The 25580-nt window shown below is 45.9% G+C and carries 22 protein-coding genes and 1 pseudogene; 8 read left to right on the top strand and 15 right to left on the bottom strand.

Annotated features, from left to right (window positions below):
- The 3 genes and pseudogenes from L5M28_RS14445 to L5M28_RS14435 all read right to left on the bottom strand — a co-directional run.
- A pseudogene (locus tag L5M28_RS14445) lies at positions 1-156 on the bottom strand (IS982 family transposase); the annotation flags it as partial.
- 119 nt (positions 157-275) lie between these two features.
- Complete coding sequence (locus tag L5M28_RS14440; protein ID WP_028761637.1) at positions 276-1610, bottom strand: dicarboxylate/amino acid:cation symporter; 1335 nt, start codon at positions 1608-1610, stop codon at positions 276-278.
- 209 nt (positions 1611-1819) lie between these two features.
- Positions 1820-2116, bottom strand: coding sequence for a hypothetical protein (locus L5M28_RS14435; RefSeq protein ID WP_113939800.1), 297 nt, complete (start codon positions 2114-2116; stop codon positions 1820-1822).
- 213 nt (positions 2117-2329) lie between these two features.
- On the opposite strand from L5M28_RS14435, the gene L5M28_RS14430 reads away from it, so the two are divergent.
- Positions 2330-2773 carry a GNAT family N-acetyltransferase gene (locus L5M28_RS14430; RefSeq protein ID WP_105250107.1) on the top strand — a complete coding sequence of 148 codons (444 nt, stop codon included), beginning with the start codon at positions 2330-2332 and terminating at the stop codon, positions 2771-2773.
- A gap of 109 nt (positions 2774-2882) precedes the next feature.
- On the opposite strand, the gene L5M28_RS14425 is transcribed toward L5M28_RS14430, so the two are convergent.
- The gene (locus L5M28_RS14425; protein ID WP_263196699.1) at positions 2883-4178 is read right to left on the bottom strand and encodes an aromatic amino acid transport family protein; all 1296 of its coding nucleotides are present in this window, start codon (positions 4176-4178) and stop codon (positions 2883-2885) included.
- Between the two features lie 451 nt (positions 4179-4629).
- Positions 4630-7194, bottom strand: coding sequence for an acylase (locus L5M28_RS14420; protein ID WP_263196697.1), 2565 nt, complete (start codon positions 7192-7194; stop codon positions 4630-4632).
- Between the two features lie 258 nt (positions 7195-7452).
- Between L5M28_RS14420 and yjjX the strand changes: the two genes are divergently transcribed.
- The 3 genes from yjjX to L5M28_RS14405 all read left to right on the top strand — a co-directional run bounded on the left by yjjX (position 7453) and on the right by L5M28_RS14405 (position 11768).
- Entirely contained in the window at positions 7453-8013 is a 561-nt protein-coding gene (gene yjjX, locus L5M28_RS14415) for an inosine/xanthosine triphosphatase (RefSeq protein ID WP_028761642.1), read from the top strand.
- A gap of 4 nt (positions 8014-8017) precedes the next feature.
- The gene (locus tag L5M28_RS14410) at positions 8018-9067 is read left to right on the top strand and encodes a bifunctional helix-turn-helix transcriptional regulator/GNAT family N-acetyltransferase (protein ID WP_263196696.1); all 1050 of its coding nucleotides are present in this window, start codon (positions 8018-8020) and stop codon (positions 9065-9067) included.
- A 238-nt stretch (positions 9068-9305) separates the two neighbouring features.
- Positions 9306-11768 carry an ankyrin repeat domain-containing protein gene (locus L5M28_RS14405; RefSeq protein ID WP_263203700.1) on the top strand — a complete coding sequence of 821 codons (2463 nt, stop codon included), beginning with the start codon at positions 9306-9308 and terminating at the stop codon, positions 11766-11768.
- A 118-nt stretch (positions 11769-11886) separates the two neighbouring features.
- On the opposite strand, the gene L5M28_RS14400 is transcribed toward L5M28_RS14405, so the two are convergent.
- Positions 11887-13089 (bottom strand): serine hydrolase domain-containing protein, encoded by a 1203-nt coding sequence (locus L5M28_RS14400; RefSeq protein WP_113939796.1) that lies wholly within the window; start codon positions 13087-13089, stop codon positions 11887-11889.
- 252 nt (positions 13090-13341) lie between these two features.
- Positions 13342-13659, bottom strand: a complete 318-nt coding sequence (locus tag L5M28_RS14395) for a hypothetical protein (protein WP_105250113.1) — start codon at positions 13657-13659, stop codon at positions 13342-13344.
- Between the two features lie 166 nt (positions 13660-13825).
- Between L5M28_RS14395 and L5M28_RS14390 the strand changes: the two genes are divergently transcribed.
- Positions 13826-14143: an ankyrin repeat domain-containing protein gene (locus L5M28_RS14390; protein WP_242068386.1), complete on the top strand. Its 318-nt coding sequence runs from the start codon at positions 13826-13828 to the stop codon at positions 14141-14143.
- Positions 14144-14262: 119 nt separating this feature from the next.
- Here L5M28_RS14390 and nqrF read toward each other — a convergent pair whose 3' ends face one another.
- From nqrF to L5M28_RS14360, 6 genes are all read right to left on the bottom strand, one after another.
- Positions 14263-15480, bottom strand: coding sequence for an NADH:ubiquinone reductase (Na(+)-transporting) subunit F (nqrF, locus tag L5M28_RS14385; RefSeq protein WP_259541347.1), 1218 nt, complete (start codon positions 15478-15480; stop codon positions 14263-14265).
- 77 nt (positions 15481-15557) lie between these two features.
- Entirely contained in the window at positions 15558-16166 is a 609-nt protein-coding gene (nqrE, locus tag L5M28_RS14380) for an NADH:ubiquinone reductase (Na(+)-transporting) subunit E (RefSeq protein ID WP_006080315.1), read from the bottom strand.
- A gap of 9 nt (positions 16167-16175) precedes the next feature.
- Entirely contained in the window at positions 16176-16796 is a 621-nt protein-coding gene (locus L5M28_RS14375; protein WP_028761892.1) for an NADH:ubiquinone reductase (Na(+)-transporting) subunit D, read from the bottom strand.
- A complete protein-coding gene (locus L5M28_RS14370; protein ID WP_263203693.1) occupies positions 16793-17599 on the bottom strand; it encodes a Na(+)-translocating NADH-quinone reductase subunit C in 807 nt (268 codons plus the stop codon). Before L5M28_RS14370 ends, L5M28_RS14375 begins: the two co-directional genes overlap by 4 nt.
- On the bottom strand, positions 17589-18821 hold the full coding sequence (locus tag L5M28_RS14365) for an NADH:ubiquinone reductase (Na(+)-transporting) subunit B (RefSeq protein ID WP_263186648.1): 1233 nt from the start codon (positions 18819-18821) through the stop codon (positions 17589-17591). The genes L5M28_RS14370 and L5M28_RS14365 overlap by 11 nt, the downstream gene beginning before the upstream one ends.
- Positions 18821-20194: a Na(+)-translocating NADH-quinone reductase subunit A gene (locus tag L5M28_RS14360; protein WP_263203691.1), complete on the bottom strand. Its 1374-nt coding sequence runs from the start codon at positions 20192-20194 to the stop codon at positions 18821-18823. The genes L5M28_RS14365 and L5M28_RS14360 overlap by 1 nt, the downstream gene beginning before the upstream one ends.
- 454 nt (positions 20195-20648) lie before the next feature.
- On the opposite strand from L5M28_RS14360, the gene L5M28_RS14355 reads away from it, so the two are divergent.
- The 3 genes from L5M28_RS14355 to L5M28_RS14345 all read left to right on the top strand — a co-directional run bounded on the left by L5M28_RS14355 (position 20649) and on the right by L5M28_RS14345 (position 23295).
- Complete coding sequence (locus L5M28_RS14355) at positions 20649-21689, top strand: NADP(H)-dependent aldo-keto reductase (RefSeq protein WP_263203690.1); 1041 nt, start codon at positions 20649-20651, stop codon at positions 21687-21689.
- A 352-nt stretch (positions 21690-22041) separates the two neighbouring features.
- Positions 22042-22815, top strand: a complete 774-nt coding sequence (gene ompV, locus L5M28_RS14350; RefSeq protein ID WP_168824821.1) for an outer membrane protein OmpV — start codon at positions 22042-22044, stop codon at positions 22813-22815.
- A 21-nt stretch (positions 22816-22836) separates the two neighbouring features.
- The gene (locus L5M28_RS14345) at positions 22837-23295 is read left to right on the top strand and encodes a CC0125/CC1285 family lipoprotein (RefSeq protein ID WP_263203689.1); all 459 of its coding nucleotides are present in this window, start codon (positions 22837-22839) and stop codon (positions 23293-23295) included.
- 290 nt (positions 23296-23585) lie between these two features.
- On the opposite strand, the gene L5M28_RS14340 is transcribed toward L5M28_RS14345, so the two are convergent.
- Entirely contained in the window at positions 23586-24878 is a 1293-nt protein-coding gene (locus tag L5M28_RS14340; protein WP_219234439.1) for an ATP-binding protein, read from the bottom strand.
- The gene (locus L5M28_RS14335) at positions 24875-25579 is read right to left on the bottom strand and encodes a response regulator transcription factor (protein WP_105250123.1); all 705 of its coding nucleotides are present in this window, start codon (positions 25577-25579) and stop codon (positions 24875-24877) included. The genes L5M28_RS14340 and L5M28_RS14335 overlap by 4 nt, the downstream gene beginning before the upstream one ends.
- Between the last annotated feature and the right edge of the window lies 1 nt (position 25580).

Genomic DNA, 25580 nt, shown 5'->3' with positions numbered 1-25580 from the left:
AAAAAGTATGATGATGGTCATCACTTCGCTCATCGTCATACGGCCAGGGCGTTGACGCTTGCGTGTACCATCGGTTAACAGCGTTTTTTCCCATTCTGGAATGAAAACAGCGCAAAAATCATCGACATCGCAAAACACTTCCACTAATTTATGCATAGGCCCTCCGGTGTGATGGGGTTTCTCTTGGTCGAAAGATCCGATCACTTGGAGGGCTATTAGTTCAACATTTCTTATCCCGAGTTCAGGTTAGTTAACGAACTAGCAATAAAAGCTCCCTATGCTTTGACACTCTTAGCCGCTGCAATTTCGAGGGCGATATTCTGTTCGGCTATTACGGCGCTTTGATCTATGTCGGCATTATAATGCGCCATATCCAGCTCATCTTCAGACTTTGCAATGACAGTCGTCGCCACTAAGTCACCGGAGACGTTTACCACAGTACGCACCATATCTAAAATACGGTCAATTCCCGCAATCAATGCCACCCCTTCTAAGGGAAGCCCTACGGTTGTAAGTACTAAAGTCAACATCACTAAACCCGCACCGGGCACTCCCGCAGTACCAATAGAGGCCAACGTCGCCGTTAAAATAATGGTGAGATAATCGACGACAGTCAGGTCGATACCAAACGCTTGTGCCACAAACAGCACTGTGACCCCTTGGTATAACGCTGTGCCATCCATATTGATTGTGGTGCCTAGCGGTAACACGAAGCTAGAGATCTTCTTATGAACTCCCAAATTTTCACTCGCACACTTCATACTCACAGGAAGCGTGCCCGCAGAGCTCGACGTGGTAAACGCCACTAACATGGCATTGCTAATCCCTTTAAAAAACTGCAGCGGGCTTAACTTCGCAAATCCGCGCAGTAAAAAACTATAGAATCCAATCACATGAATAATACAGCCAAGGTACACAGCAATAATGACTTTGATCAGTGGCCAGAGCATATCAATCCCATACTCCCCCGCTACCCAAGCCATTAGACCAAATACACCGTAGGGTGCGAGCTTCATCACCATGTCGGCCATTTTATACATGGCCTCAGCTAAACTTTCGAACACTTTAATTGCAGGTTTTCCATGCTCGCCAATCAGCACTAAGGCGATACCTAAAACAATCGCAAATACTATAACTTGCAAAATTTGCCCGCTTGCTAAAGCCGCAATAGGGTTCGTCGGTACTATGTCGATCAAAGTATCGACTAAAGAAGGTATTTCTTTGGCAGTTTGAGCCGTGCCATCTGCCAATGACAAACCTAAACCTGCACCGGGTTGAAGAACATAACCGACAATCAAACCGATAGTGATCGCGATAGCCGTGGTAAAGAGATAAAACGCAAAAGATTTAAAACCAATACGCCCCATCTTGTTCGTATCTTGCATCGAAGTGACGCCTACAATCAGTGAGCAAAACACCAATGGCACAATCAACATCTTAATGGAATTAACAAACAAGGTGCCTATCGGTTTTAAGTGAGTCGCTTGCTCGCCGAAGATGATGCCCACTAAAATACCTAGCACCATACCGATAACAATTTGCAGCCACAGCGGCACTGACATCCAGCGAGACCAAACACGGCCTAATGCTGACGACTTTTGTTTTGTCATATTGATAACCTTGAATTCGAAACTATGATGGGGCAAAGACCAAAACTAGCGCGCTAGTTTCTCAGTCTAAATGGGGCAATCGCCGAGTCTAGCAGAGGGGTTTTAATCGAGGGATGATCTGGATCACGTTGAGCTAAACCGCCTTAAAATCAGTAATATTAACCAAACCAACTTTGTTAAATTGGCCGCTGAGATGTTAGTTTTCCTGCTTAAGCATCAAAATATTCTGTGACTTTTTTTGGTGCTATTTGCTGACGATAAAGCGACGCAGGCGGTTGCTCACGCTCAATCAAATAACTCCAATAATCGTCATCAAAACCACTGAAAATAAAGTCGGACTTACCGTTAGCTTTTAAGACCAACCACCACCAAACTAAACCCCATAAACCGAAGCTCAACAGCGTTAAAATAAAATGCAGACGATGATTTATCTGTTCATCAGCAGCAATATCATAGACGGGTAAAATCTTAAGTTTATAGCGGCGAGTAGACTTAATAAATCCCATCATTAACTCACTTAGTTCAGCGAAAGGACACTAGAGATAAGCCTAGCAGATAAGACTTTAGTCGTACAAATATCCACAGCAATAAATAATATCAGTGCCTAACCTGCCACTGCCAAACTCGTTATCCCTCGTCGTTCCATGATAAAGTGAATCACAAAATGTTGTTTACTAAACAAGAGCGGTATTGCCAAATAACCGCCTAGGAGTTGTAGTATGTTGATTCGTAAAGCTAAGGCTCAAGACCTAATCGCCTTAGTGCAGTTTAATCAGGCCATGGCCCAAGAAACCGAAGGCCTAGCCTTAGATGAAGCGACACTGACTCGAGGTGTGGGCACGCTACTTGAGAGCCCGCAAAAAGGGTTTTACCTGGTCGCTGAAATCGCAGGTGAGCTAGTCGGCTCGCTCATGGTGACATTTGAATGGAGCGATTGGCGTGCGAAGGATTATTACTGGATCCAGAGTGTGTATATTCGCCCGAAAAATCGTCGCCAAGGCATATATGCCAAACTCTACAGCGAAGTCAAACAACTGGCCGAAGCCAATGGTGGTGCCGCAAGCTTCCGTTTATATGTCGAGCAAGAAAATCTCGCCGCACAGCAGACCTATCAAGCGTTAGGGATGAAGCAGAGCTACTACTTAATGTACGAAGAAAAATAAGCGATTCAAATCTTATACATAATAAAAAAGGATCGGGCCAATGGCCCGATCCTTTTCTTTTTACGACTCACGATTCACATTCAAACCGCGTTCCTACTAAGATTAAAACTTAACGAAAGAAGCCAAACAGAATAGCCGTCATTGCCAATAAACCCGCTATAACCACGAAGATATTGCTGATGCGACCACGGTGCGCTTTTAATGCTGGCACTTTATATACAGCGTACATAGGCATCAAGTACAGGATAGCCGCGATAATTGGGCCACCTAAAGCTTCAATCATATTCAAAATACTTGGGTTTTTGATTGCCACGGCCCAAATCGTCACAAACATAAACACCAGAATAAATTTGTTGATTTTTTGCTCTGAAATACCTTTTTTATTCGTGTCTAACTGCTTAACAATAATCCCCTTCATGCCTTCTGTCGCGCCCATGTAATGGCCAAAGAAAGAAGACACAATCGCGATAAAGGCGATTAATGGACCAAAGTAGCTCACAAAACCACTTGAATGCACGTTGGCAAGATAAGACAAAATCGGTAGATTCTGAGCTTTCGCTTCGGCCAATTGTGCTGGCGATAATGACAGCACACAAGAAAACACAAACAACATCACAAAGCCCACTAACATCATGGAAGTATTACGTAAAATAACATCAGCTTTGCGAGAAGCATTCGCGCCATGGTCACGTTTCAATGACACAGAAAACTGTGAAATCGCTGGAGAATGGTTAAAGGCAAACACTAAAACTGGAATCGTTAACCAAACTGTGCCTAAAAATGCACCCGCCTCTGGTACAACGAGTAAAGCATCCATTTTCCATTCAGGGATCAGGTAGATAGACATAAAGGCCAAAATACCCACCAGCGGATACACCAGCAATTGTGTCACTTTGAGCATGAATTTCTCACCTGCGACCATGACAGCCATCATACCGAGGATCAATACACCCGATAGAATGAAGCGTGGTGGCGATGCCATGCCTAACTGATTGACGATAAAGCTATCAACAGTGTTGGTAATACCTACACCGTAAATTAATACAATCGGGTAGATAGCAAAGAAATACAGTACGGTAATGGCTTTACCCGCGCCAACACCAAAATGCTCTTCAACTACTTGAGTAATGTCGCTACCAGGAATGCTTGATGAACAAACAAAACGAGATAAACCACGGTGGGCAAGATAGGTCATAGGACCAATGATCACTGCCATTAACACAAGAGGCCAAAAGCCGCCCATGCCCGCATTGATAGGTAAAAATAAAATTCCAGCGCCAACGGCAGTGCCGAACAAACTCAACATCCAAGTCGTGTCTTGGCGAGTCCAAGGTAAGTGTTTCGTTGAATCTAGATTCTGTGTGCTTTGAGGTGTTCTAAGAACACTGGTCGCATCTTTTTGCATATAAAAGTTACCTTACGGTGTGACTAGCATAATAAATTCGCGCTAAGGATAACCAAAAAAAGCCCATAAAAGTTGATCTGACACGGCTTTATGTAAGGGAATTTCATAATAAACTGATATTGAGATCTAGATCGCTGATTTAATGTAATAAGTTTTCAATGCAGCATCAAAACATATACATAAAAAGCCACTTAAAAATACAAGATATTCACCTCAAGCCAAATCCAGTGACATCGCATAAGCGCCGAGAAAAACAGCTAACCGGGCATGCATCACAAAAATCAACAAAACGAGACTAGTCGCCGCATACTCACACCTAAGGTAGATCGAGATCACAGTCATTAATGTTAAATTTTTACAAATCGCTATCAGTCGCAAACACGCATAAAAAACGGCTCATCCAGATTCAACTCCGAAGTGAGCCGCTAACGATTAAAGCGCAAAATCTGACTTATGGTTTTTGTAGTGTCAGCTCCGTTGTCGATACTACAGCAGGGGCGATGTCAGACTCTTTGAACAACAAAGGACGGAAGCTTTTAGCGCTCGAGTACAAGATACTTTGATCGGCAAACGCAGGCGTTAAGATATTACTCGACTCAGAGTAAGTTAAAATCCCCCGCGCCACAGGCCCCTCGTCGGTAAAGTTCACCGCCATCATCCAACTCGACCCGTAACGCACTTGGTACCCTTTCGCCGTTAAGCCAGAACTCATTGCCTTGCCAGTGACCACATCCATCACAGCAGCGTATTTGTGCTGCGGGATCAAAGTGTCATCCCCCGACAAACTGGTTGAAAACACGTTAAATCCACCTTCAGCATTATGGCTACCCGGCCAAGGTAAACGCGACCCGCTTGGCGTTCCATCTGGCAGCGATTTCTCCACAAATTGCACATCCCCTAATGGCGCATCTAAGGCAAAGCCTGCGGCCTCAAGGTTAAGCGCACTGTGCGCCAAGGCCTTTAAGGCACTACCATCCGTAGTCAAGGTTTTAGGTGTCGTTGCCGCATTAGCGGGATCGAATCCTTGGGTCAACATGGTTGTTTGGCTGAATAGATGGGCAAATTCACGTAGTAAAGCACCACCTTTACTGTCGTTATCTTGCTTACCGTTCCACGCCTTTAATGCCGCACAAGCCGAAGAGACATCCTTAGATAAACTCGCCGACACCACCACAGGTGTACTGCCTTGGGCATCACACTGGGCAATCAAGTCAGGCAGCACTAACTCGGCGAGATAACTGCGATTCGACAGCACAGCCGCTTCGAGTTCTTCCAAGCTGAACTTGCCATCAGCCCCCGCGGCGTCCTGCATTAAACTCAAGCCCATCCGTGTCCGCAGTGATAGCTGCCCAGCCTCTGCGCCGTACATAGGCGAGAAGTAAGTCAGCGGTTCATTCAAGTTAGTCGACCAAAAGGAGTCATTGGAGTTTTGCACAAAGTCGCTGCGCTCAAGCTTGGGCGCACGCTCATAGGGCGTTGGACCATCGAAGCTAAACAGTGAAGTGTTGCCGGGTAAAATCGTAAATCCGGCCTTAGCCTTAGCCGCTTTAATATCCGGTGAGGTTTTTAACAACACAACTGCCGATTCAGATAATCCTGGCACAGTTGAGTCGTCGATATAGAAAGCATTGCCCTCTTTATCGGCGTACATAGTGTTATTGAAGATGACACCATCGTAGTCCTTAAATGCCTGTTGGAACTGTTCTTTGTTCGTGGCCATGTTCATGGCTAACCAATGGTCAACAGGGTCCATAGTCCCCATATTGGCATCTTGGATCATAAAGGCACTGCCATCATCCCAACCAAAAGGCGCTAAAGCGGGAGGAGCTTCGACCATAGGGCCTTTGGCCGTAGTATAAATATCTTTCTCGGCGACCAGCATGCCCGCAGGACCTGCATTCACTAGAACCGATACCGTCTCTTTGGTGATCGGCATAGGTTTACCATCAAACAAATACTGCATCCGATCACCCGAGACTAACTCAAGGTTAAACATCACAAAATGCTCAGCGGTAGAGAAGGTATGAGTCCAAGCGAGATCTTTATTGAAACCAATATTAATCGGTCCAGGCATACCCACTAACGAGCCGCCCATCATATCTAAATGCCCTGGGATCGTAATATGGGATTGCCAAAAACGCAGGTTACCCGTATGCGGGAAATGCGGATTACCTAGCACCATGCCCTTACCATTTTCGGTTTTATCCTTGCCTAAACCCCAACCATTTGAACCTAAATCGCGGGGATTGGTTTCTGGTGTCGTGATACGAGCCGCGCGGGCAATCAACTTAGACTGCATATCGGCCACAAACGCAGTTTGGTCTTGGCTAGGCGCGGGCCCAACGATACGCGGCATGTATTCCTGTGCATCTCCTGGGTGAGCGTAAAAAATCAGATCGAGAAAGTTAGCTGCGCCCGGTAATAAGGCGATAGAAAACAAATAAGTCACCACATCTTCTGGCACTATGGGTTTCACCCAAGGCTGACCGCCACAGAAAGGTTCTGCCGTTTGTGTTCCCGCTTCGACATCAGCAAGATATTGGTTATAACCAGAGGTAAAACCTTGGATAAGTGCCCGAGAATTTTCACTAAATTTCGGCCATTTTTCTTCGGCTTGCGCTCTGATCTTTAGCGCTTTATAGGCAAAATCTGAGATAAGGTTACCGTTATCTTCCGCCGTGGGTTGACCCGTAGTGAAGTCAATCGACGCATGGGGACCAAAGTACATAGAACGCTGTGAGTTCGCCTTGATAAAACCATCGGCTAATACACATAAGTTGTCCTGTGCCTGCGCATAACCGCTGCCAAAACCTAAACTTTCTAAGTTGTCAGCTTGGATATGCGGCACGCCATAGGTCGTACGGCGAATACTGGCTTTGAGTAAACCATTGGGGGCAAAAGTTTGCAGTTGAGTTTCAGGTTCAGTAGGCGTAGTGCTATCTTCGCTATCGTTACAGCCGGTCAGTATTACACCGCAGGCCATTCCCATAGCAATCACGAGTTTGTTGAATTTCATTATTATTATCTCTTGGTTTTGGTTCCTTCAATGACATAGCCTTACTGCCTATTCCAGCCCAAATTACTGAAGGAGCAATAGTTGCATGTCGCTTCCTAGTCCCTAAGGCTGGCTATTGCCTCCCCTACTGTTGGCTTTTTTACTGAGCTTCGCCGACGACTGTGGCAGAATAGAAAACCCAAACGCTTAGACACCTCAGACCATTTAAGCAATGATTCAAACGAGCGTCCACATTAAAATCCAAAATAAATAACTTATATGCAACAAAACATTATTAAGATAAAAGTGGGTTCTAAAAACCCAGTAAAAATCAACGCGGCAACTAACGCCATGGCACAGCTGTTCCCTGAGAGCATCATAGAAGCCAGCGGTATGGATGCGCCTTCAGGTGTTGCGGCGCAGCCAATGACAGATCTCGACACTCGCCAAGGGGCGATAAATCGGGTGCGCTATTGTCAACAGCAGGACCCGCAAGAGACTAAAGCCGACTACTATTTTGCGATGGAAGGCGGTGTCGATTGTTTCGACTTTGGCCCAGCCACATTCGCCTATATCGCGATTGGCCATAAAGACCAGCTTGCCATTGGCCGCAGTGCGATTTTACCTTTACCAATGCAAGTTTATCGGGCATTAGAAGCGGGAGAAGAACTCGGGGATGTCATGGATAGGTTGTTCAATACAATCAATATTAAGCAAAAAGGCGGTGCCATAGGTTTACTCACCCACGGCCATGCGACCCGTGAAAGTAATTACACCCAAGCGATTATTCTCGCCATGGCGCCATTATTGAATCCTGATATTTACACAGTAGATTGTTAGTAATATGTTGCAAGAGGAATTAAAGCCCGCTAACTTAGTTGTGACATGCAACCAAACTTATTCGACTATGGCTCAAACAGACGCACCATTGGCTCAAGATCCCGCGAAGCCTGTGACTCAAACTAAGCAAACGACTGAGTCAGGCTCATCCGCCCAACTCAGGCATTTATCTCGCTATCTGGTGAGAAATTTAGGCATGCTCAACGCCGCCTTTGGGGATTTACCCCTTTCGCCCGTGCAAGCCCATGCCCTGTTTGAGATAGGCAAGCAGCCCCTGACCATCAAAGAGCTTGCAAGCAAACTCAGCATAGATAAGTCCAATGCGAGCCGCGCTATCAAGCATTTGATCGATAAACATCTTGCCCAGAGTCAGGTACATCCACGGGACAGTCGCTGCTTAGTTGTGCAACTGACACCTGCGGGTAAGAAGTTACTCGTTAAATTGGATACTCAGCAGAATCAATTATTCCAAGGGATCTTAGCCCAACTGACTCCATTGCAAACTTCACAAATCGAAGAGGCCCTCGTGTTATATAACCAAGCCGTACATAACGCCAAGCAGCAAAGTGGTTGCCACATTCGCCAAGCCACAGCCCAAGATGATGCCGCAATTGCCAAAGTCATCCGCGATGTTTCGGCCGAATACGGCTTAACCGCGGATAAAGGCTATAGCGTGGCAGACCCGACCTTAGATTGCCTAAGCCAGATCTACTCCCAAGCAGGCGCCAACTATTGGATTATTGAATTAGAGGGCCGCATTTTAGGCGGCGCCGGTATTGCGCCTTTAGCTAACAATGATGGCGTCTGCGAACTGCAAAAAATGTACTTTATGCCAGAAATCCGCGGCAAAGGACTCGCAAAACGCGTAGCGTTAATGGCACTCGATTTCGCCCGCGAAACGGGTTATCAAGGCTGCTATTTAGAAACCACCGCTGTACTAAATGAAGCCGTAAAACTCTATGAGAAATTAGGCTTTGTACATCTGTCGGCTCCCCTAGGGAACACAGGCCACGACGCCTGCGAAATGCCGATGCTGCTAGATCTTAATCAATAGGATATGAAGCAGAATTCCAATCAAAGTAACAATGCCAAACAGCCATGATTAAACTTGTTTGGCATTATCAATTTGTATCAGCAAATGTTATTCAGCAAGATGATTTTAATTATCAGTCTTAGGGCATAGTTTTTCTTAACTTAAATGCATTAAAATATGGCAATTTACCTCACTCAATTTTTAATAAATTGAAAGGCGTTTGATACCATTTTGTTAACGGCATTAAATAGGGAACATTATGCTCAGTTGGATTTTTAGTGATAAGAAACTCACACTTCGGGAAATATGCCTAGATAACACGCTTTCGACCTCGGCTAAAATAAAGAAAGTTGATCAATTTCTTGCCGATAGTGGAGATCTCAACTTTATTGATCTCAATGTTTCGCCCTGCAATATATTAGTTCCCCTATCTTGCCGTCCTCAGTCCGATTTAGTGCTTATAAAATACTTGCTCAGCAAAGGTGCTAAAATCGAATGTAATGGTTTCAGTGCCTTGCATTCGGCTATTGAATATAACAACTCAGAACTCGTTACCCTATACCTAGACTCCAGTGCCAATCTTTACTTTCAAAATCAATATAATAATTGCTGGCTCAACTATCTATTTCATCCTAATCCGCAATATATCTATCAAGACCATCAACGTAGAGACATGATCGACCTTCTACTTGCAGCTAACTTAGATATCAATAAACCGGTGAGTTTCTGGACCAATGGTGAATTAAATCACCCACTAGAAATATTATATGATGAACGCAATAAAGATCTGTTCCTGCATATCATTAATAAAGATATCCCATTAGACATAGGCAAATTAAGCCTAATTGAAAACATTATTTCTTCGAGCGAATTTTGGGGGACTGAAGCCTTTGCTCCTTTAGTAAAATGCTTTCCTGAATATAAAAAGTCCCGTTATATTATGGCAAATGACAGTAGCTTCTGGGACGATGCCAATTTACTCGAGCTTTGTGTTTATGCTAAATCACAAGAATATACTGAATATCTGCTAGACCATTATCCGCAGCTCAAAGCCGACTCCCACGCTAAAAGTTTGGTCTATGCGGCATTGACCTCAGAATTTGACCTTAGGATTATCGAAAAACTGATTAAGGCCACCGTCGATATCAATCGCATCTATAGGATGACACCGCCTGATGCCGACCATTCACCCTTGCTCAACCAATATATTAATAATGCCCAATTTACCGATCCGAATAAACGGAGCTACATCTACCAAGCCCTTGAACTGTTGCTCAAATATGGCGCTAATCCAAATGCCGAATTTGTGAATACGGGTAAACCCTATGAGATGTTAGTCTGGTCGAATTTACGACTATTGGTTTATCCAATGGTCGAAAAGAAAACCTTTCTGCCCGAGTTTTTCGATCTGTTCCTGCAATATGGTATGGATATCAATAAAAAATTTGGGGCGGTGGATGAACCAACCTTACTCACCCTATGCCAGCGTGGTTCAGGGAAAGAAGATCAAGCCACACTTATCCAAGTGATGGAATATCTGCTCACCAAGGGGCTAGATTTAAGCCTCACCAATATCTACAACACTAACTATGTGTCCGCGGCGGCCATCTCCTGTCGAATCCAACTACTTGAATGGCTTATTAATCAAGGCGGGGATATTTTTACCCATTGCGGTCACGATAACTCACCCATTCTACACAAGGCGATTTCGACCTATTGGTGGGATGAAATTACCGGCCCTATGCGGCGAAAAACCGTAGAACTCTTACTGCGCCATGGTGCAAAGTTAGAAGAATTCTCAGTAGATGAGCAATTTACACCATTAATGTGCGCCAGTTACTACGGCGCACAGTCCTGCGTAGAGGTGCTACTCGAACATGGCGCCAACCCAAATGCCATCAATGCCGAAGACACCACTCCTGCCCTTTGCGCTGTGATAGGCGGCAGTTCAATCGAGTTCCCCCGCTTTGAATCAACGGCGGTGCGGATCTTAAGACTTTTGCAGCAATATGGCGCCGACTTAACCGTGACCAATAGCTTAGGCAATAGCCCGCTAATAGCGGCTATTGAGCAAGAATATAAAGAGATTTTCGAAGCGCTGCTGCAAATAGCCTCCTACAGTGAAACTCAGCTTGAGCAAGCACTCAGCAAAGCCCTGCCGCAAAGCTATTTCCAGCGCCGCCTGCTACAAACACTGGGGCGCGAGATACCGCCAGCCCCCACAACCATAGCCCACAATCGCGCAATACCAGCAACAGCTTCGAGCAATGCCGATCCTATGACGGCCAAACCGCAAGCATCTGAGGTGAATGTAATACCTGCCCCCGTCAAGCAAACCAAATTAGAGGTGAGTAATGCGGCGGCAAATCGAGATCAAATCCCAACGCTATTCGATCTCAAAACCAAAGTGCAGAGCTTTTTTAAACTGATCGCCACCGATCCGACGATCACAGTTGAGCAACTCAATTCAGTGAGAGTCCTTATTGATCAATTGATAGAAAAGCTCGACAACTTTAGCTTTTTCCGCAATCAAGCGACAAAGACCGAATTTGAGGAAGGTGTTCAGGAATATATCGATGAAACCGTCGAAGAAATTAACGGAATTATCGAGGATGATTATCCAGCGCTTACCGAAGCCTTAGTCGATTCCGTTTGGACGATTTTGCAGTACTTTAGGGTTGAGATTGATATCGAGACCGCACTTAGAAAGCGCTTTTGGTAACGATTAGCACCTTAACTGCCAACGAGTACCAAGCATAAAGCCCTAACTTTGGGGCTTTATGCTTTCGAGACTCACACCATCTGACTTAGCCGCCTATTAGCCAACATAATGGAGAGACTTAAGGCTTAACATTAGACGCTTTAACAAGCAGTAACTGGCTACGAATGATTTGACGTATCTGATTATGCAGTTCAAATACTCGAGCGCGATCATTAAGATTTAGCGATAGATTTTCCAGCATCACCAGATCCAAATTAAATTCGGGATAATGCAGTGTCATCGACATATAACCAGATAAATAGCCCGTGTGACTGTATTCGACGAGGCCATCGTCCTTATTGATCCTCACCCCATAGCCATAGCGCATATTCGGCCATAAGAATTGGATCTCGGTATACGCCATAGTCATACGTTGATAACTCTCTGCACTCATCAACTTGCCAGAATGTAATAGATGCTGAAAGGCGGCATAAGCTGGCGCTGAAGCAATTAATCCCCCTGCGGGCAACAAAGCTTCATCAAGCACTAAGTCAGCAGGGGCAATCACCTCGCTTTCCTGTAAACCTACGGCGAGTGAAGGCACTTTGGCGTGAATCGCCTCAATACTGCCAAGCTCAGCACTCAAGCCATTAAGCTGGTATCGCGTTGCAAACTGCGCCACTTGCTCGGCAAAGGATAGATGATTGACCTTCTCAAGCACTTGCCCTAAAAGTGAATAACCGAAGTTGGAGTATTCAAATTTGCTTCCCGGCTCGAATCGATTGGCCTTACCCAGTTTATCGACGCCCGATGTATGAGTCAGCAGTTGGTGTAGCGTAATCCGCTCATCATATCGACTGGTATTCAATGCATCCGCACTTGGATTTACACCTGCATCCATGCCTTTTAGCGCCTTATTCTTCCCTTCAGCATCACCAAAAAGATAATGATTAAGCGTTTGAGTTAAATCAAGTTTCCCCGCATCGAGTGCCTGCAATATCAAGGTTGCAGTAATCTGCTTAGAGAGCGATGCCATCACAAAGCGCGAATCTTGACTAATACCTTCACCCTTTTGCAGTTCAAGCTGCGGCTTGCCCTGCTCAAGCAGGATAACACTACCACTAAATGGCTGCGGCGAATCCTTTATCGCGGTTTGGATTAAGGTCTTAATCTCCGCCACCTTCGATACTGAAGATGCGGTTTTGCTTTCAACGGCAATAGAGTTACTGCCTTGCCCGATTTGCTCTTGTTCAGCACCTGTTTCTAATAAGAGACCAAAACTATTGGCACTTGGGAATAATAAAAAACCAGTCAACAGGGTACTGATGACACTCAAACGCATGGGTTATCCTTAACGTAATTAACAAATAATGCTGCCTGCTAGAAAAAAGCAAGCTTATCACAAGCGCTTTTTATGGATAATACAATTTAATCTTTACAATTGAATTATAAAGGAAATATTCCATATAAAAATGACACAACAAAGTGATACCTAGGGCGACGAAGCTAATCCGAGCCGTATAAACCAAGTGGTAGTCTGCCCCAGTTTGTAGACTGAATATCTCAAGTTGAAGCTAATACACATTCAAAATGGCTATAAAACGACAATAGTAATAATTATCGCACCTAACATATATAAGCCTGCAGAAAGTGATATCGATTTTAGCGGGCTAAACTCCTCAACTTCCAACGTCTGTATATCTTCAATTTTGACTAGTTGCCCTTCTCCCTCGATCTGCTGTTCCGTTGCACTTTCGACTTGAAATTCCATTTGTTCGCCAGATATTGTGGTGACTTTGACCTTTTCACCTATGTAGCTGGATACCGATTGAGAATCCAATTTAACTTCATTGAGTGAAGAGCATGCGCTGAGGGAGAAACAGATAAGTGATACTACTGCTAACTTTTTCAAACAAGCCTCCTATCCTACAACTATTACATCCATGATAAGTTATACCTGTAGACATAAGCATTTAGGTATAAGCTATTCAGCTTACGGAGTTTCGCCCACAAGTTAAAGAAACCTAGGCTAAATCCACTTAAATTAAATCCTTTGGATGAGGTTAAATAGCGATCAAATGAGCACTGAACTCATCGATGCGGTTAAAGCCAAAGATACGCTTGCTGTTAAGCGCATTATTGCAAATGACGCTAATCTTGAAGGCGTGGACAATGGCGGGATGACGGCACTCTTGCATGCCTGTGAGTTGCAGTCTTTTGAACTGCTCAAATTATTGGTGGATGCGGGGGCCAATGTGAATCATCCAAACTCGCAGGGGTATCATCCGCTCGATATTGCTTACTGGCACGGTGAGTTTCGCATGGGATGCTATACCGCTGAGAGTGAGCGCATGGTGAGCTATTTAACCCGCCACGGCGGCAAATCCTTTAGCTAGGTGAGGTGCTAAATAGCATCAAAATGCGAAAGCTAAAAACTGCGAAATGATAAAAAGCCCTATAAACAAAAATCGCGTTAAGCTGGGCCTAACGCGATTTTTTATTACTCACTTACAACCTAATCACCAAAGTCATCGAGTAGGATGTTTTCTGGCTCAACGCCTAGGCTTTCAAGCATCTTAATCACTGAAGAGTTCATGATTGGAGGACCACACATGTAGTACTCGCAATCTTCTGGTGCCTTATGATTTTTAAGATAATTCTCATAAATCACATTATGGATAAAGCCAGTGTAGCCAGTCCAATTATCCTCAGGCAATGGCTCAGATAACGCCACATGCCAAACGAAGTTGTCATTCTCGGCCGCTAGGGCATCGAAATCCGCTTGGTAAAACACTTCACGGGTCGAACGAGCACCGTACCAGAAGCTCATTTTACGTGTGGTTTTCTTACTCTTAAGCTGATCGAAAATGTGTGAACGCATTGGTGCCATGCCCGCACCGCCACCGATAAACACCATTTCCGCATCGGTTTCCTTCACAAAGAACTCTCCGAATGGCCCAGAAATCGTCACTGTATCGCCCGCTTTCAGGTTGAAGATGTAAGATGACATCTTACCCGCTGGCACATTGGCCGATGGCGGCGTCGCAATCCGCACGTTCAGCATAATGCGGCCCTTTTCATCGGGATAGTTGGCCATAGAGTAAGCGCGCAACACTTCTTCGTTGACGGTAGAGACAATGTCAAACAGGCCGTATTTGTCCCAATCGCCACGGTATTTTTCAGGAATATCAAAGTCAGCGTATTTCACCACATGGGCTGGCGCTTCAATTTGAATATACCCCCCCGCTTTAAAGCGAACATCTTCACCTTCGGGTAGCTCAAGCAATAACTCCTTGATAAAAGTCGCCTTGTTATCATTAGAGATCACCTGACATTGCCACTTTTTCACCCCAAAGATTTCTTCGTCGAGCTCAAGTTCCATATCGGTTTTCACTGAGACTTGGCAGGCGAGACGACAACCTTCTTTAGCCTCTTTCTTGGTGATATGGCCCATTTCAGTCGGCAGAATATCACCGCCGCCCGCTTTGATTTTCACTCGGCACTGACCACAGGTTCCGCCACCACCACAGGCTGACGGAATAAAAATACTCTGACTCGCCAAGGCGCCGAGTAACTTGTCACCCGCCGCAACTTGAATGCTTTTTTCAGCATCTTCGTTGATGCTGATCGTCACTTCACCCGTAGCCACTAATTGCTTTTTGGCGATTAGAATCACTATCACCAATAGACAGACCACTAGCGTGAACATGCCTATGCCAATTGCCATTTCCATCGTATTACCCTTTTCTAGCTCTTTTCTAAAAAGAATCTGGTTTCACTTTCTCAACTCTTGGCTCGCCTACTGTTGCTTTACAGCGAGATCCCAGAGAAAGACATAAAGCCCAGCGCCATCAAGCCTGTTGTGATAAAGGTGATACCAATACCTTGTAAGCCTTCGGGAATCGCGTTGAATTTCATTCTTTCGCGCAGTCCCGCCAGCAGCACAATCGCCACCGCCCAGCCAAGACCCGAGCCCATCGCAAACACCACTGACTCACCGAAGTTGTAATCACGGTTCGCCATAAAGATCACCCCAGCAAAAATCGCGCAGTTCACTGTGAGCAAAGGTAAGAAGATCCCAAGGGAGTCATACAGGCTAGGAATGTACTTATCCAAAAACATTTCAAGGATTTGCACTAACGCCGCAATCACACCGATGAAAGTGATCAGTTGCAGGTAACTTAAATCGATACCGGGTAATCCCGCCCAAGACAGTGCGCCAGGTGCCAGCACTTTGACGTAAATGATCTGGTTTAACGGCACGGCTAAGGTCATCACCACAATCACAGCAACGCCTAAACCAAAGGCGGTTGACACCTTTTTAGACACGGCCAAGAAAGTACACATGCCTAAGAAGAACGACAGCGCCATGTTGTCGATAAAAGTGGCCTGCAAAAATAGATTTATATAGTGTTCCATATCTGCTCCTTAACCCCGTTTCCGCTGGATCACATTGATAGTCCAGATCAACACACCAATCAGGAAGAAGGCGCTCGGTGGTAACTTGAACATCTCATTTGGCAAGTACCAGCCGCCATTTTCGATGGTGGTGAACACAGGGTGACCGAATAAATTACCCGTCCCTAACAGCTCGCGTACAAAGGCGACACTGATCAAAATCAAGCCATAACCTGTCGCATTACCGAGCGCATCGACGACCGCTAAATGCGGTGGATACTTCATGGCGAAAGCTTCTGCACGGCCCATGATGATACAGTTAGTGATAATTAACCCAACGAATACAGAAAGTTGCTTAGATAACTCATAGGCTACATCCTGCAGAACCATGTCGACGATAATCACCAAGGAGGCGATAACCGTCATCTGCGCGATAATGCGCACACTGGTCGGGATAAAGTTACGGATGGCAGAGATAATCAGGTTAGAAAACACCAACACAAAGGTCACTGCGAGCGTCATTACCACAGCGGTTTGCATTGAGTTACTGACCGCCAGCGCCGAACATACGCCCAGCACTTGCATCGCGACGGGGTTATTGGCAAACACTGGCCCCGTTAACATGTCACGCATGGATAAAGTGTTGCTCATTTTGCCTCTCCCAACTCACCTTGCAATTCACCCTGCGCGGCCGTCGCTTTCAGCTGATTGAAGAAGGTTTGAAAACCCTCAACCCCAAACCAAAACTCCATTGCGCGCTGCACGCCGCGGCCCGTCATGGTCGCGCCACTCACCGCATCCACACCGTGAAGATCGCCTTCTTTAACGCCACCCTTTACAAGACGTATCGCAAATTTGCCTTTTTCATCAAATAATTGCTTACCCTTCCACAACGATAACCAATGGGGATCGGTCACAAAGTCGCCGATACCAGGGGTTTCACCGTGTTCGTACACGACTAGCCCTTTAATGGTGTTGAAATCGGGTTCAACCGCCACATAGCCGTAGATCATCGACCACAGACCTTTACCGTAGAAAGGCACAACTACACTGTCTAACTTGCCATCGGCATCAAGCACTTTAAATACGCGGGCATCGTTCGCACGGGTTTTAATCTTGGCGATGTCCTTTTTCGGTGCGCTAGAGGTCTCAGGATTAATCGCCGCCATACGCTCATCGAAATCGAGCACGTTAGCGTCTGAGTCCACCTTACCTGTGTCTAGGTTGATCAATAATGGCTTAACCGATTTAGCGAAAATCTCTCTAAAGTCAGTGTCCTGACCTAAGTTCACATCGGCGGCCATCAACACATAACGCTTCACTTCGTCACGTTTTTTGGCGACTTTACGTTCTTTCAATATGCCTGCTGTGCCTGTGATCATAAACGAGCACAGGAGGCAGAGCGTGATGGTGAAGATCATGGTCCCCACCACAGTATCTTTCTTAAAGACCATGACGTTTTAATCTCCGTTTGATGTTGGCGCGGGCCACCAGATAATCGAACAGCGGCGCCCAAAGGTTGGCGAACAGAATGGCTAACATCACGCCCTCAGGCATTTTTGGGTTAGCGACACGGATAAGCACTGTCATAAAACCAATCAAGGCACCGTAGGCAAATTTGCCTTGGCGAGTGTAGGAAGTGGTCACAGGATCGGTGGCCATAAACATCATCGCCAGCGCAAAACCGCCAGTGACCAGATGCCAAGTCCACGGCATTGCCATCATGTCATTGCTGCTAGAACCGATGTAATTACAGATGGTTGCAGTCGCAATCATGCCCAGCAGCACACCAAGCACAATGCGCCAGTCGGCTAAGCGGCTGATCAGCAATAGTGAACCGCCGATCAAAATGGCTAAGGTGCTAGTTTCACCAATCGCGCCCACGGTAAAGCCAAAAAAGTTGTTCCACCAGTTAGGATCGCTAAAGGCGCTAAACCAAGCGTAATCGGTAAAGCTCAGCTTGCCCGCTGCGGTTTGTGCCAGCGCCGTTGCACCAGAGAAACCATCAACGGCAACCAGCTGTTTAATGGTTGAAACTTCAGAGGGATAGGCGAAGTAGATAAAAGCCAAGCCCGCCAACGCAGGGTTAAGGAAGTTATATCCCATGCCGCCAAACAGCTCTTTAGCCACAACCACACCAAAGGAAATCCCCATGGCCACCAGCCACAACGGTGTCGATACTGGCAAGATTAAGGTAAACAGCAGGGCCGTCACGAAGAAGCCTTCGTGCAACTCTTGACCACGAACCCGCGCAAACACCACTTCCCAAAACAAACTGGTGAGTAGTGCTGTCAGGTAAATCGGCAGATAAAAACTAAGACCATAGAGGAATAAACCTAATATCCCAGTGTCTTGGCTAAGGCTGCCAAACAGGGTATTAAAGATTTCTAACTTCCAAATATCTGGCGTCGATAATCCGCCCGCGAGCGCAAGCTGTGCCTGTAGGCCAATGTTATATAGACCGAATAAAATGGCGGGCAGTAAACACAAACCGACTAGCGTCATGGTACGTTTCACGTCAATCGCGTCACGCACATGCACTTGGCCCTTAGTGCTACGACCGTTGGCAATGACGAGTGAGCGCAAGAAGCCCTTCATCGACTTACCCGTTGCGTAGTACTCTTGTTGTAAATCAGAGGCGTCCTGTAAATCAGGTTTTTTCACTTGTTTGGTCATTAACCTTCCCTCTCAATAACATCTAGACAGGCACGTAATTCTTTACCAAAGTCATATTTGCCGGGACATACGAAGGTACACAGCGCCAGATCTTCTTCATCTAACTCCAATGCACCTAAGGCTTGCGCCTCGTCGGTATCACGCACCACTAAGTCTCGAACAAGCAAGGTGGGTAAAATATCCAGTGGCATCACGCGATCTAACTGACCAAAAGCCATCATGGCGCGAGCTGAACCGCCCTGATGAGTCGTAAACTCGAACAATTTAGTCGCACCAAACAGACGTGATGTTACAGCACGAGTGATGGAGAATTTGTCAGAACCACCGCGCACCCAAGGGAGAACATGGTGCTGCGAATCTTCGCTCAACACTGACACTTGGTTGTGGAATCGGCCTAAAAAGTCATGTACGCCCGCCGCGGTATGGCCAGATAACACAGATCCCGATACCACGCGGTTATGGCCAGGTTTGATTTCATCACTCACTAAGGCACTTAGCTCAGCGCCCAATTGAGTGCGCAGTAAACGCGGGTTCAGCACGCTCGGGCCACCTAAGGCGACGATGCGGTCGGTATACAACTCACCGGTTTGGAATAACTTGCCGTAGGCAATCACATCTTGATAACCGATATGCCAAACCTGACGTTCTAAACTCACTGGCAAAGTAAAGTGAATATGAGTGCCCACTAAACCCGCAGGATGAACACCATCAAAACGGCGCACCTCAAGTTGTGGTAATGCTTCTTTAACAATCGCTTCGCCCTTATCCTGGCACAGGTAAACCTTGCCTTCGCTTAAACGGCTCAACACCAGCAAGCCAGCTTTAAAAGCCTCAGTTTGCTCGGCGATAATCAAACGGGGATCAGCGGCCAGTGGATTAGTATCGATAGCGGTGACGAAAATACCTGCTGGCGTGCTATCGAGCGCAGGCACGCGCGAGAAAGGCCTAGTACGCAGGGCCGTCCATAGACCACTCTTCACCAACAGGTCTTGAACGGTTGGTCGAGGGAGAGCGGCAATGTCTTGATGGATATCGAAAGAAATCTGCCCATCGCGGTTTTCACCGTCATCACAACGAATGACGACTGATTGTAGAATTCGACGCTCGCCGCGGTTAATCGCTACGACTTGGCCACTAGCGGGTGCAGTGAACAACACACCAGGCGTTTTTTTATCTTCAAATAGGGCTTGGCCCTTTTGAACAAAATCACCCTCTTCGACCAACATCGTCGGCTTAAGCCCAACGAACTCTTCTCCCAGAACAGCCACTTGGGATGGCTTAGCACCGAGTTCAATGACCTGTCGCGGCTCACCAACAATCGGCAAGTCGAGGCCTTTTTTGATCGTTACAATTTGGTTTGAAAAATCTGCCATCACAAATATCAACCATGAAAAATTTTTAGATAAATTTAGGGTAGAGATTTGTTAACGCAGATTCCGATATTGGCGTCACATTCCGCTGCAAATTCGTAAGTTAGATACGTAAATTTACGCAATTTTGTGACGCAGATTCACATCCTTACTTACTGTAATCTGCAAATGTAGTTTTATAACAATTTATTCATAAATACGTCATTACTGATTTAGTAGTACCTAAGGTTTACAAAAATAAGCAAAAATCTCCATTTCAGTGCAGTAAAGCGCTAAAACCGTTAAAAGAGCAACTCAGCGAACAAACTTCAACCAATGGCATGCCTCAAAATGGGGCAGGATGGCTAAACTTGCTGGCTATTTTTAGCGCACTAACATTTCAACCTATGGTTTAACCTTTGCTTTACAGCAAAAGCTTGGTAGCCTCAAACTAAGAGAGTTTCCGTAGGAGAAATAGATGAAATACAGACGCATACCGCATTCTAATCTTGAGGTCAGTAAAATTTGTTTGGGCACTATGACTTGGGGCGAACAAAATACCCAAGTCGAAGCGTTTGCACAGCTGGACTACGCCATAGGCAATGGCATCAACTTTATCGATACGGCGGAAATGTATCCCGTACCACCTAAGCCGGAGACCCAAGGGGAAACCGAGCGTATCCTAGGGCAATATATTAAGGCCCGCGGTAACCGAGACGACTTAGTGATCGCCACTAAAATTGCCGCACCGGGGGGTAAAAGTGATTACATTCGCAAAAATATGGCGCTGGACTGGAACAACATCCACCAAGCGGTCGATGCGTCTTTAGCACGTCTCCAAATAGACACTATCGACCTTTATCAAATCCATTGGCCTGACCGTAATACCAATTTCTTTGGTGAACTGTTTTACGATCAACAAGAGCATGAGCATCAAACGCCGATCCTCGAGACCCTAGAAGCGCTAGCCGAAGTGATCCGCCAAGGTAAAGTGCGCTATATCGGGGTGTCGAACGAAACGCCTTGGGGCTTGATGAAGTACCTGCAACTCGCCGAAAAACATGGCTTGCCGCGTATTGTGAGTGTGCAAAATCCCTATAACTTGCTTAATCGCAGTTTCGAAGTCGGCATGAGCGAAATCAGTCACCGCGAAAACTTGCCATTACTGGCCTATTCACCACTGGCCTTTGGCGCCTTGACGGGAAAATATTGCAACGACCAATGGCCTGAAGGCGCGCGCCTGACCTTGTTTAAGCGTTTCGCCCGCTATACAGGTTCGCAAATGGCTCTGGAGGCAACAAAAGCCTATGTAGATTTGGCCCGCGAGTTCAAACTCACGCCCGCACAAATGGCGTTAGCTTTTGTTAACTCACGTAAGTTTGTCGGCTCCAATATCATAGGCGCCACCGACTTATATCAACTGAAAGAAAACATCGACAGTTTAAAAGTCACCTTATCGCCAGAGCTATTAGTGCGATTAAACCAACTGTCCGATCAATTTAGATTACCTTGTCCTTAGCCCCTAGGCTTAGTCGGCGAGGTGTTTGAATGACTACCAATAGCATCGGGTCAAATCCCCCTGATGCTATTGATTTCAAATAGCTTTAGAGGCATAACTTTTTACCTTTATATCACCTCATCACTGCCCCCTCTCCTCTATTCAATCAAAGCTATCTATGACCTAGTCTTGTTTATCTTATCCCTCCGGCTTAGCAAAAGGTCATTGTCTTCAGCTCCACGAGCTCACCAGCGCCAGACGATGCGAGAAGGCTGCGATACATGGTCTAGGTTACATTCGGATACAGAGTCCTTTTAAGAAGTGAAATATAGTGGCATCACAGTCACTAGACAGATGTCTTAAGGATCAAAAAATGAAAAAACTTTGCTTTGTAATCACAAGTGTTTTGATGTCAAGCCACGCTCTTGCTGAAAGCAATACCTACATTCGTAACGGTAATATCTATAGTCATCAAGATCAGTTCTTTGCTGGCGCAGGTGTTGCTACTGGTAGTCAGTTTTATAAGGGTCAAGATCACCAAACAGGTGCCTACCTCAATGGCGGCTACCACGGTGAAGACTTCAACGCCGATCTGTCCGGCATCAACTACCGCTTTTTAGGCACGAACGATAGTGCCGTTAATTTCAGTATCTTTGCCGTTGCCAATCCTGGCTTTGATGCCGATGATGCGGATATTTTAACGGGCATGAAGGATCGCAAGTTCAGTGGCGATCTGGGTTTAAACGCCGACATTCATTTAGGAAATGGCACGCTATCAACTAAATTCCAACACGATGTCACCAATATTTATGATGGTTTTCAGGCTGATATCACCTATTACCATCCAATAAATGTAGGCTTCGGTGATCTGGTGCCTTATGCAGGTGTGCACTACTTCAGTAAAGACTTCGCAAACTACTACACAGGTGTGACGTCATCTGAAGCTACGGCGCAGCGCCCTGCCTATCAAGCCGACGGCACCTTTGCCTATAAGCTAGGCTACGCTTTGGTTATTCCAGTCACTAAGCATTTAGATATTACTCAAGCCACAGGTTACTCGCACATAGGTGCCAACATGGCTGACTCTCCGCTCATAGACAGTAACAACCAGTGGGTTACTACCCTTGGCGTGAACTATAGCTTCTAAACAACCTGACGAGACAAGACCATGACACTTATCAGAAAAACATTTTTATGTGCTGGATTAGCTCTGATGCTTTCAGCTTGTGCCACTTCCTACGATACCGAAAAGCAATTTTGGTCTTTCGGTAAAGGATTTGAAACCGCACAGATTGCACCCGATAGCTGGCAGATAAGCTTTGTTGGCAATACCAACACTGACCGCGCATTGGCCCGAAAGTACGTCATGCGTAAGTCAGCAGAGTTATGCAAACAAACGGGTTATAACTACTTCACTTTTACTCACGAACAAACCGATCGTGATGCAATTGGCCAGTTTGGAGTAGGAGCGAGCGCGAGTAAGGATATCTTGTGGGGGAGTTCGACGATGAATCAAGAAACCTCTGTCATGGTCGAAGTCACAGGTTTACATAGCAAGCCAGAAAATGCGAATTCCCGCATCTATGAAACAGATTACATACTTAACAATGTCAATGTGAAAAGTTAATTGCTCATCAAAAATGCACCAGTCTAGATTCTCGTTAGGTATCAAGGCTGGTGCGTTTTATTTATAAATCCCCCTGTTCAGCACCAATTCGTTAGGCACTCATTCCTATAGTGAGTTGAGTCATTCTGCCTCTGCCTCTGCCTCTGTCTCTGTCTCTGTCTCTGTCTCTAAATCAACTCAGCAGATTAGATGACGTAGGCCTAGCCGCATTGCTCGTTTCAGCTCATGTTAAAGAAACAGACAAAAACGACTCAAACCTCGCATTATACCAATCGTATTAAACCCCAACTTTAAACTTCAGCCTTGAATTTTAGTGACATGCGAGCCCCGCCCAAGTCAGGAGCACGGCCAATACGTAATGGGGAACCCATCCAACAACCAATTCTATCGACAATCGCCAGACCCATGCCATGACCGGAATTTCCGCGGCTATGCTGACCACGCACAAAAGGTTTAATCACTTGAGCAGATTCCTGTTCATCTATGCCAGGGCCATCATCGTCAACGTGTAACCACGCAATCCCATCTTCCAATGCCAACATCAACCGGATATTGGCACGGCCAAAACGCAGCGCATTACTGAGCAAGTTATTCACCTGCATTGACAAGTACTTAGGATCTGTTTTGATATTTAGCGGTATTGGGCAGGTGATGAGTTCCATTGAAAACCCTGAGTATACTTGGCCTTGATACTTTTCCAGCAACCAAGTATTAAGCTCAATAGGTTGCCAATCAGGTTGGATATTCGCCTCATCGAGGCGGGCATAGCTGAGCAGTGTCATGACCAACTCTTCCATAGTGTCCAGATCGCGGTTCAATCGCTGAAAATACTTCACCCTAAGTTGTTCGCTTTGGGTTTCTTCTAACGCCGCAATACCAAATCGCAGCCGCGCAATCGGAGTTTTTAAATCATGGGAAACTGCCCGACTAAGCAATTTATTGTCATCGATCAATTGCTGGATGCGATCTGCCATGCGATTGAATTCGCTTTCTATTGTGCCTATATAGGACGCTTTACTGACCACAATTCGCTGCTGTAATTCTCCCATACCAAATGCTTGAGTCACCTTACTGAGATTAACCAGTTGGCGGATTAAAGGAGACACCCACACCAATAAAATCACCACCACACCGCCATAAAAAAGCATGGTATACAGCTTATTCGCGTTAAAACTCACATCGGCTGGCGTCACTATCTGGGTATTGATATTCAGCACCTGACCCGTTTTAGGCAATAAATAGTGCAAAGAGATGCCATCATCGGACTCCAGCAGTAATGATTCCCCTGAATAAAACTCTGTTTTTAGGGCTGAAGGTAAGACAAAATCCGCTTCATTCACCAAAGACAATTGATCTGCATTTCGCTGATTCCAGTTGTCTATAAACGCATTATTAGGGGCGGGATCGTTATCTAACGTTTGCGCCAGTGAACCGCCCAGCAGTTTTAATGCCGCGAGGTGAGTTGCTGGGCTAGGCGTTTCATTATCAGGATCAATAAGTGTTGCAAACTCACTTATCGACCAGCCTAGGCTGGCAATGGCCACCAGCACGACCAGCACCAGAGAAGTCATTAACTTCTTCATAAAGCTTGCTCGGCCTCATCGCGGCAAAACAAATATCCCTTGCCACGAATGGTTTTGACTTTATAGGGCTGACTCAACGCTTCCTGCAACTTCTTGCGTAAGCGCGATATGCGAATATCCACCGAGCGGTCTAGGCCATCGTATTCAATGCCCCGCAGTTGAGCCACCAATTCATTGCGACTCACTATCGTGCCCGCCTTCAATGCCAGCAGCCACAAAACATCAAACTCATTGGCATTCAAATCCAGCGGCTGTTTATCAATGGTGACTGACTTTGCCGTCGCATTTAACACTAAAGAATCAAACACTAATTGCTGCTTTTGCTCCTCATCACTCACTCGGCGTAACAGGGCCTTTATCCGCGCTAACAGCACCTGTGGTCGAATCGGCTTAGTGAGGTAATCATCAGCACCGGCATCTAACCCGCGGATTTCATCGCCGTCCTCAACGCAAGCGGTCATAAATAAAATGGGCCCAGTATAAAATGCCCTGGCCTCCTTACACACATCGAAGCCATTCTTAACGGGCATCATCACGTCGAGTAGCACTAAGTCAGGCATCTCATCGGCTATCATCTCTAAGGCGAAGTCGCCTTGGCTGGCAACCGTCACCCCGTAACCGTGATCCAGTAAATAATCACTGATCCACTCTGCCAGTGAGGTATCGTCCTCTACGACTAAGATATGCTTTGCAACTGACATA

The organism is Shewanella sp. SW32, assembly GCF_025653365.1.
Lineage (GTDB): Bacteria > Pseudomonadota > Gammaproteobacteria > Enterobacterales > Shewanellaceae > Shewanella > Shewanella oncorhynchi.
The sequence above is the reverse complement of the archived record's forward strand: the minus strand, read 5'-3'. Positions and strand labels throughout refer to the sequence as shown.